The following is an 8,252-nucleotide window of genomic DNA, read 5'->3' on the forward strand; positions in this document are numbered from 1 at the left end:
ATCCCCGGCCCGCCGGCGGCTTTGCGGTTGAACCTACCCGGTGATGAGGCCATTCGGTTTTCCCATGCCAAGATCGAAAATCTCTGCCGCTCCGGCAACCGATCCACTGCCCGGCGCGACGTCGGGTACGAAGGGTCTCGAACCGCCGCTGGCCGAAAAAGCCTATCGCGCGATCCTGCAGGGATTGTTCGACCGGACCATCCCGGTCGGGGCGGAGCTGTCGCAGGGCGAACTGATGCGGATGCTGGGACTTACCATCCAACCGCTGCGCGACGCCCTGCGGACGCTGGAAACCGAGGGGCTGGTCACGATTCACGCTCGATCCTGTATCCGGTTCGTGAAGGCGGATCTCGAGCTGTCTCGATCGACCTACCAGTTCCGGTCGCTGATCGAGCGCGCGGGTGCGCGCAGCTTCGCGGAGACGGGGGAGGCGGCCGAGATCGCAGTGATGATCGCGGCACATCGCGACCTGATCGCCGACCTGGAGCAGCGCGATATGGGTTCTGCGGAGGAAGACCGTCTCAACCTGCTCGAGGAGCAGTTGCACGGCGCCTTGATCTCGTCGCTGCGCAACCCGCTTATCGAAATGACGGCGCGCCGGTTGAAGAACTATGTCACGTTGGTCCGGCTCGACCGGCTGGTGACGCGGCCGCTGGCACTCCGAACCCTGCGCGAGCATCTCGACATATTGGAGGCCTGCGCCAGTCGCGATGCGGACGCTGCGGAAGCGGCGCTCGCGGCCCATTTCCAGCAGGCGTTGCAACGGATTCTCGGCATGGCGTGACGTCGTGCAAGTGATCGACGCCCATCATCATCTCTGGGCGCTCGACACCGAAGGGCACCAATGGCCGACCGCTGCCGAACCATCGATCCACCGCGATTTCGCGATGCGCGATCTGGTCGCGGCGGCGGGAGATGTCGATCTGGTCGCAACCGTGCTGGTCCAGTCGCAGCCGACCGATGCCGATACCGACTGGATGCTGGCGGTCGCGGCGGACGATCCGCGCATCGCCGCCGTCGTCGGCTGGGTCGATCTCGCCTCGCCGGACGCGCCGGAGCGGATCGCCGCTTTGGCCGCTGCGCCGAAACTGCGCGGGTTGCGGCCGATGTTGCAGGCGATCGACGATACCGACTGGCTGCTCGACCCGGCGCTGACCCCGGCGATTGCAGCTATGCAGCAACATAGCCTGCGCTTCGATGCGTTGGTGCAGCCGCGTCACCTGCCGATGCTGGCGCGGTTCATGGATCGCTGGCCTGAGTTGCCAGTCGTGATCGATCACGCGGCTAAACCGTTCGTCCTGCAGGGTATGCTGGATCCGTGGCGCGCGGAGATGGCGGCACTCGCCGAACGGGGCGCGTGGTGCAAGCTCTCCGGCTTGCGGACCGAACAGGCACCGGGCGCGCCTGCCTATCAGCTCTGGCTCTATGTCGATCACCTCGTTGCCTGCTTCGATGATCGTTTGATGTGGGGCAGCGACTGGCCGGTGCTGCGACTGTCGGGCGATGATTTCCGGGCATGGCTTAGTGATGCCGACTGGCTGACAGGCTTTCGCGGGCTTTCGCGGGAGAGCCTGTACCGCGACGCGGCTACCCAATTTTATGGGCTGGAAGGCTAAGTGATGGGTGTGCACCGGGTCGTTCGAATCATGGACCTCAACAGCGATGCCGAGGCTATCGCCGCCTATGACGACGCTCACCGCGTCGGACGGACACCGGCTGCGGTAGTTGAGGCGCAGCATCGCCACGGCATCCTCGACATGGAGATTTTCCGCGTCGGCAACCGGCTGGTCATGCTCCTAACGCTCGCCGACGATTTCGACGGCCACGCCTTGCATTGCGTTGAGCGCGAGCATCCCGACCTGATCGCTTGGCAGCAGAGCATGGGCGCGCTGCAGCGTCCGCCCTTGGCGGACGGCATATCGTGGCCGGAGGCGCACCGCGTCTTTCGGCAAAGCGACCACCTTTCGAACAAGGACAAGATATGACCAGACTGGCGGGCAAGCGTGCGCTCGTGACCGGAGCGGCACAGGGGATCGGCCGCGCGACGGCAGAGTTGTTCGCAGTGGAAGGGGCGACGGTGTTCGCGCTCGACCGAAACGGCGATGGGCTGGCAGGACTGGCAGGGTGCACGCCGCTGGTCGTCGACCTGCTGAACGGAGGCGAGGTCGATGCGCTGGCAGCGCGGGTGGGCACGCTGGACGTGCTGGTCAATTGCGCGGGCTATGTCGATGCCGGCGACATACTGAACGCCGATGATCACGGCTACGACCTGTCGTTCGACCTGAACGTCCGCGCGACAATGCGCGTGATCCGCGCGGTCCTGCCGGCCATGGTGACGGCAGGTCGGGGGTCGATCGTCAACATCGCCTCGGTCGCGGGGGCGATGATAGGCGTACCCAACCGCATGGCCTATTGCGCGTCGAAGGGCGCGCTGGCCGGGCTGACCCGATCGGTGGCGGTCGATTTCGTCGCTAAGGGCATTCGCTGCAACGCGATCTGCCCGGGCACCGTCCAGTCGCCATCGCTCGACCAGCGGCTGGAGGCGACAGGCGATGCGGCGGCGGCACGCGCCGCGTTCATCGCACGCCAACCGATGGGGCGGATCGGCACTTCGGCGGAGGTGGCCGCCTCAGCGCTGTACTTCGCCAGCGACGAAAGCGCCTACACCACCGGTTGCCTGCTGGCGGTCGATGGTGGCTGGACAATGGCGTAACGACCGTGGCGACGATCGCATCCGTGACGGATTTCCGAAACGCGGCGCGCCGGCGCCTGCCGCGCTTCCTGTTCGATTATGCCGATGGCGGGGCCTTTGCCGAGGAGACGTTGCGCAACAACGTCGACGATCTGCGCCGGCTGGCGCTGCGGCAGCGGGTGCTGCGCGATGTCGCGACGATCGATCTGAGCACCAATATCCTGGGGCACGACCTGCCGCTGCCGGTGATGCTCGGCCCGATCGGCATCGGCGGCATGTTCCGGCGCCGTGGCGAGATCCAGGCGGCGCGCGCGGCGCATCGCCATGGCGTCCCCTTCACCTTGTCCACCGTCGGCATCTGCGGGATGGACGAGTTGCGTGGCGGGGTGCCCGACGGGCCCTTGTGGTTCCAGCTCTACGTCATCCGCGATCGCGGCTTCATGCGCGAACTGATCGCCCGGGCGAAGGCGGTGCGGGCGGAGGCGCTCGTGTTCACCGTCGACATGCCCATCCCCGGCATCCGCTATCGCGACGCGCATTCGGGCATGTCGGGACGCTTCGGCCCGGCACGGCGGGTAATCCAGGCGATTGCCAAGCCCGGCTGGGCCTGGGACGTGGGCTTACGCGGACGACCGCACCGGCTCGGCAATCTGGAGCCCGTGCTGGGTCGCGACAGCGGAATGAACGATTACATGGGCTGGCTGGGCGCGAACTTCGATCCCGGCATCGTCTGGCGCGATCTCGACTGGCTGCGCGCCGAATGGGACGGGCCACTCATCATCAAAGGCGTTCTCGACGTCGAGGATGCGCGCGCCGCCGCCGATTATGGCGCGGAGGCGATCGTCGTCTCCAACCATGGCGGGCGGCAGCTCGACGGCGTGCTGTCGAGCGCACAGGCACTGCCGCCGATCGCGGCAGCGGTCGGCGATCGGCTGACGGTACTGGCGGATTCGGGCGTGCGCTCGGGCCTCGACGTCGTGCGACTGCTGGCGCTGGGCGCGAAGGGCGTGCTGCTCGGCCGGGCGTGGCTGTGGGCGTTGGCGGCACACGGCGAGGCGGGCGTCGACCGGATGCTGACCATGCTGGCGCAGGAGATGCGCGTCGCCATGACGCTGACCGGCGTCGCCTCCGTTCCCGCCATCACCGGCGATATTCTCTCCAACCGACACGACTAAAGGAACCATCATCATGAAGCTCTGCCGTTACGGGGAAGCGGGCCAGGAAAAGCCCGGCCTGATCGATGACGCTGGTCGCATCCGCGACGTGTCCGCGCAGATCGCCGATTTCGGCGCTGACTCGATCGGGCCGGAAGCGCTCGCGCGACTGGCCGCGCTCGACCTGGAGGCGCTACCGCTGGTCGAAGGGCCGGTCCGCTACGGCCCGCCGGTCACGGGCACGCGCAAATTCATCGCGATCGGCCTCAACTATGCCGACCATGCCGCCGAATCGAACCTGCCGATACCGGACGAGCCGGTGGTGTTCAACAAATGGGTCAACTGCATCCAGGGGCCGAACGATCCCGTCACCATTCCGCGGAACTCGGTAAAGACCGACTGGGAGGTCGAACTAGGGGTGGTGATCGGCACCGGCGGCCACAACATCGCCCAGGCCGACGCGCTCACCCATGTTGCGGGCTATTGCGTCATCAATGATGTCTCGGAGCGAGAATGGCAGGCCGAGCGCGGCGCGACCTGGGACAAGGGCAAGGGCTTTCCGACCTTCGGCCCCATCGGCCCGTGGCTGGTGACGGCGGACGAAGTGGGCGATCCGCAGGCGCTGTCGATGTGGCTCGACGTCAACGGCAAGCGACTGCAGGACGGCAACACCGCGACGATGATCTTCACCGTCGCCGAGATCGTCGCCTATTGCTCGCAATTCATGGCGCTGGAGGCGGGCGACATCATCACCACCGGCACGCCGCCGGGTGTCGGCCTCGGCCAGAAGCCTGCGCCATGGTTCCTGAAGGCCGGTGACGAAGTGCGCCTCGGCATCGCCGGGCTGGGCGAGCAGCACCAGCATTTCGTCGCGGCCTCGCCCGCGAACTGACCTCTGGCCTCGGCCGTGGCTGCCGGCGGCGGTCACGGTCGACCTTTCGCGAAAGATACCGCGTATGATTCCTTCTCCTACGCTGCCGACGCGGCCGATCGGCGACACCGGGCTGCACGTTACCGAACTGGGCTTCGGGGCCGCCTCGATCGGCAATGCCGGCCGCCCGGTCAAGGACGATGTGGCGCGCGATGCGGTGGCTGCGGCCTGGGCGGCGGGCATCCGCTATTTCGATACTGCGCCGTTCTACGGGCGCGGCCTGAGCGAGCGCCGTCTCGGTGACGCCGTGCGTGAGCAGGACGACGACACGATGGTGCTGTCGACCAAGGTCGGCCGGCTGCTTACCCCCGACGCTACCTGCGGACTGGGCGAAGAAGTTGATGGCTTCGTCTCGCCGATGCCGTTTCGCGTTTTCCATGACTATACCCGCGAAGGTATCTTCCGCTCGTTCGAGGCCAGCCTGCACCGGCTGGGGCTCGACCGGATAGACATGCTTTTCGTCCACGACATCGGGCGCTGGAGCCGCGGCGACGCGCATACCGAGGGTTGGGAGCAGTTGACGCGCGGCGGTGGCTTCGCAGCGTTGACGACGTTGCGTGAGCAGGGCGCGATCCGCGCCTTCGGCATCGGCGTCAACGAGGTGGAAGTGTGTCTCGAGGCGATCGACGCCGCGCCGCTCGACGTGCTGCTGCTCGCCAATCGCTACACGCTGCTCGAGCAGGTGCCGCTCGACACCCTGTTCCCCGCCTGTGCGGCCCGCGGCATCGCGGTCGTCGCCGGCGCGCCGTACAATAGCGGCATCCTGGCGACGGGCACGCGCGGCGTCACGACGCCGACCTTCAATTACGCACCAGCACCGGCGGAGGTCATTGAACGTGTCCGCCGGATCGAAGCGGTGGCGGAGGCATGGACCGTGCCACTGGCCGCCGCGGCGCTGCAATTCCCGCTCGCGCACCCCTGCGTCGCCAGCGTGCTGCCCGGCGTCGCCAGCCCGGCCCGCCTGCAACAGGCGCTGGCCGGCTATCGCCATCGTATTCCGTCAGGGTTCTGGCTGGACCTGGTCGCGCAGGGACTGATCCGACCCGACAGCCTGTCGGACACAAGCTTCGTCAAGGACCCCACGGAATGACCGAGACCGGCCCCCCTAGCGCGATCCGCGTCACCCGGCGCCTGCCGCCGGCAGTCGAGGAGGTGTTGTCAACGCGCTTCTCCGCGGATTTGAATGCGACCGACGCGCCGCTCGACCGCGACGGGCTGGCCGATGCGATGCGACGCTACGACATACTGGTGCCGACGATCACTGACCGGATCGACGCCGATCTGTTCGCAATGCCGGGCTTGCGGGTAAAGCTGATCGCCAATTTCGGTGCAGGCGTCGACCATATCGATCTCGCCGCGGCCAAGCGCGCCGGCGTAGCGGTGACCAACACGCCGGACGCGCTGACCGATGCGACCGCCGAACTGGCGATCCTGCTAATGCTGATGGCCGCGCGCCGCGCGGGCGAGGGCGAGCGCGAGCTACGTGCCGGGCAATGGACCGGCTGGCGGCCGACCCATCTGATCGGCATCGGCCTGACCGGGCGGGTGCTGGGGCTGGTCGGCTTCGGTCGGATTGCGCAGGCGACTGCGGCCCGCGCCCGCGGTTTGGGTATGGCGATCCGTTACTACAGCCGTACCCCCGCCGATCCGACCATCGCTGCCGCGCTCGGGGCCGAGCGTTCCGAGAGCTTGAAGGCGTTGGCGGGCGGTTCGGACGTCGTCTCACTCCACGTGCCCGGCGGAGCGGCGACCCGCCATATGGTCGATGCGGCGTTCCTTGCAGCGATGCGGCCCGACGCCATTCTGATCAACACGGCGCGCGGGCCGGTGATAGACGAAGCGGCGCTGGCCGACGCGCTCACAGTCGGTACCATCGCGGCAGCGGCACTCGACGTATATGAGCGCGAGCCGGTGGTGCACCCCGGGCTGCTCGATCATCCTCGCTCTGTGCTACTGCCGCACCTCGGCAGCGCAACGACCGAGACGCGGACCGCGATGGGGTTGCAGGTGATCGCCAACATCGACGCCTTCCAAGCCGGCGAGGAACTTCCCAACCGTGTCGCTTGACGAAGCTGTCGCGCCGCTGATCGAGGCAGTGGCGAAGGCCCATCCCGACCGCCCGATCGTCGTCGGTATCTGTGGCGCGCAGGGCAGCGGTAAGTCGACGCTTGCCGCCGCGCTCTGTGCCCGACTGGACGACACGGTGACGCTGTCGCTCGACGACCTGTACCGGACACGCACCGAACGAGAGCAGCTGGCGCGCGACGTCCATCCGCTACTGCGCACGCGCGGCGTACCCGGCACGCACGACGTCGCGCTCGGGTTGGCGACGCTTGACGGGATCGCGGCGGGTGTTGCAACGCCGCTGCCGCGCTTTTCAAAGGCGATCGACGATCGGCTGCCGCAGTCCGAATGGCCAGTTGCTCCTGCCGGCACGCAGGCGGTGCTTATTGAGGGTTGGTGCGTCGGTGCCTTGCCGCAGCCAGAGGCAGACCTCGTCGCTTCGGTCAACGATCTCGAGCGCACGCAGGACCCGCACGGCGTATGGCGTCGCTACGTCAATGCGGCACTCGCTGGAGACTATCAGACGCTGTTCGCCCGATGCGACCTGCAAATCTTGCTGGCCGCGCCCGATTTCGAGACGGTCCTCACTTGGCGCCTTGAGCAGGAACACGCCCTCAAACGCAGTGGTGCACTGGGGCAGGGCGTGATGGACGACGACGCCATCGCAGTCTTCGTCAGCCATTATGAACGACTGACCCGGCATATTCTGGTGGAAATGCCTGCTCGATGCGACCTAGTCATACCACTTGATGCGCGACGCCGCCAACGCTGATTGGTGACGTTATCTTTGCGTTACACAACTGGAAATCTACAATACAATTGCTTCCCGTTTTCGCCACGCACACCGATAAATACGCTGTGGCGATACCTTCGCGACGACCTAGTCACGAACGACTGAGCGCAGCCCGATCGGCCGCTGGCAGCAACTCTTTATATAAGAGCAGATACACACTCGATATACTCGCGAATATAATGCAGCCAAAGGGACCGCGAACAGGGGTATTCATTAATGTCGAAGTGGTTCGCAGTGTTTCTCTGCGCCACAGCCATGGCTGCGTTCGGCGCTCCGGCAATCGCGGTCAGGGCCATGTTGACCGCCTCTTTGCCTCTGGCGCCGTTGTGAGAGTGCTGGAGGCGTTACGTTACCGGACCTGATGCGATGGAATACCGAGCGGATCAGAACCCATGGGTGCCCTGAAACTTGAGGAGGCATCGGTTTCGGGACACTCAAATTTTCCCCTTCGCCAATTCCAACGGGGGATGGGGTCAGCGCCGAACGAGTTTTTCAACAGCCACGGCCGTTTTCTGATTCACGATCCGTGCTGGGGAAGGAGGCTGGCGCGAATGGGTCGAGCTTTATCACGTGATCTGCGGGACCGTGTCGTTGCGGCTGTTGAGGGTGGGCTATCGT

The 8,252-nt window shown here is 66.2% G+C and carries 9 protein-coding genes; all 9 read left to right on the forward strand.

The window, feature by feature from the left end:
• Positions 1-64 precede the first annotated feature (64 nt).
• The 9 genes from U1703_RS12005 to U1703_RS12045 all read left to right on the forward strand — a co-directional run bounded on the left by U1703_RS12005 (position 65) and on the right by U1703_RS12045 (position 7,613).
• The gene (locus tag U1703_RS12005; protein ID WP_332785884.1) at positions 65-784 is read left to right on the forward strand and encodes a GntR family transcriptional regulator; all 720 of its coding nucleotides are present in this window, start codon (positions 65-67) and stop codon (positions 782-784) included.
• 10 nt (positions 785-794) lie between these two features.
• Positions 795-1,616 carry an amidohydrolase family protein gene (locus tag U1703_RS12010; RefSeq protein ID WP_332785885.1) on the forward strand — a complete coding sequence of 274 codons (822 nt, stop codon included), beginning with the start codon at positions 795-797 and terminating at the stop codon, positions 1,614-1,616.
• 30 nt (positions 1,617-1,646) lie between these two features.
• Positions 1,647-1,985, forward strand: coding sequence for an L-rhamnose mutarotase (locus tag U1703_RS12015; RefSeq protein ID WP_443025801.1), 339 nt, complete (start codon positions 1,647-1,649; stop codon positions 1,983-1,985).
• Positions 1,982-2,713, forward strand: coding sequence for an SDR family oxidoreductase (locus U1703_RS12020; RefSeq protein WP_332785886.1), 732 nt, complete (start codon positions 1,982-1,984; stop codon positions 2,711-2,713). The genes U1703_RS12015 and U1703_RS12020 overlap by 4 nt, the downstream gene beginning before the upstream one ends.
• 14 nt (positions 2,714-2,727) lie before the next feature.
• The gene (gene lldD / locus U1703_RS12025; protein ID WP_332785898.1) at positions 2,728-3,867 is read left to right on the forward strand and encodes an FMN-dependent L-lactate dehydrogenase LldD; all 1,140 of its coding nucleotides are present in this window, start codon (positions 2,728-2,730) and stop codon (positions 3,865-3,867) included.
• 13 nt (positions 3,868-3,880) lie between these two features.
• Positions 3,881-4,738, forward strand: a complete 858-nt coding sequence (locus tag U1703_RS12030; protein ID WP_332785887.1) for a fumarylacetoacetate hydrolase family protein — start codon at positions 3,881-3,883, stop codon at positions 4,736-4,738.
• A gap of 64 nt (positions 4,739-4,802) precedes the next feature.
• Positions 4,803-5,867 carry an aldo/keto reductase gene (locus U1703_RS12035; RefSeq protein WP_332785888.1) on the forward strand — a complete coding sequence of 355 codons (1,065 nt, stop codon included), beginning with the start codon at positions 4,803-4,805 and terminating at the stop codon, positions 5,865-5,867.
• Complete coding sequence (locus U1703_RS12040; protein ID WP_332785889.1) at positions 5,864-6,844, forward strand: 2-hydroxyacid dehydrogenase; 981 nt, start codon at positions 5,864-5,866, stop codon at positions 6,842-6,844. Before U1703_RS12035 ends, U1703_RS12040 begins: the two co-directional genes overlap by 4 nt.
• The gene (locus tag U1703_RS12045) at positions 6,834-7,613 is read left to right on the forward strand and encodes an AAA family ATPase (RefSeq protein WP_443025802.1); all 780 of its coding nucleotides are present in this window, start codon (positions 6,834-6,836) and stop codon (positions 7,611-7,613) included. The genes U1703_RS12040 and U1703_RS12045 overlap by 11 nt, the downstream gene beginning before the upstream one ends.
• The last annotated feature ends 639 nt before the right edge of the window (positions 7,614-8,252 follow it).

It is taken from the genome of Sphingomonas flavida (genome assembly GCF_036663655.1).
Lineage (GTDB): Bacteria > Pseudomonadota > Alphaproteobacteria > Sphingomonadales > Sphingomonadaceae > Sphingomonas.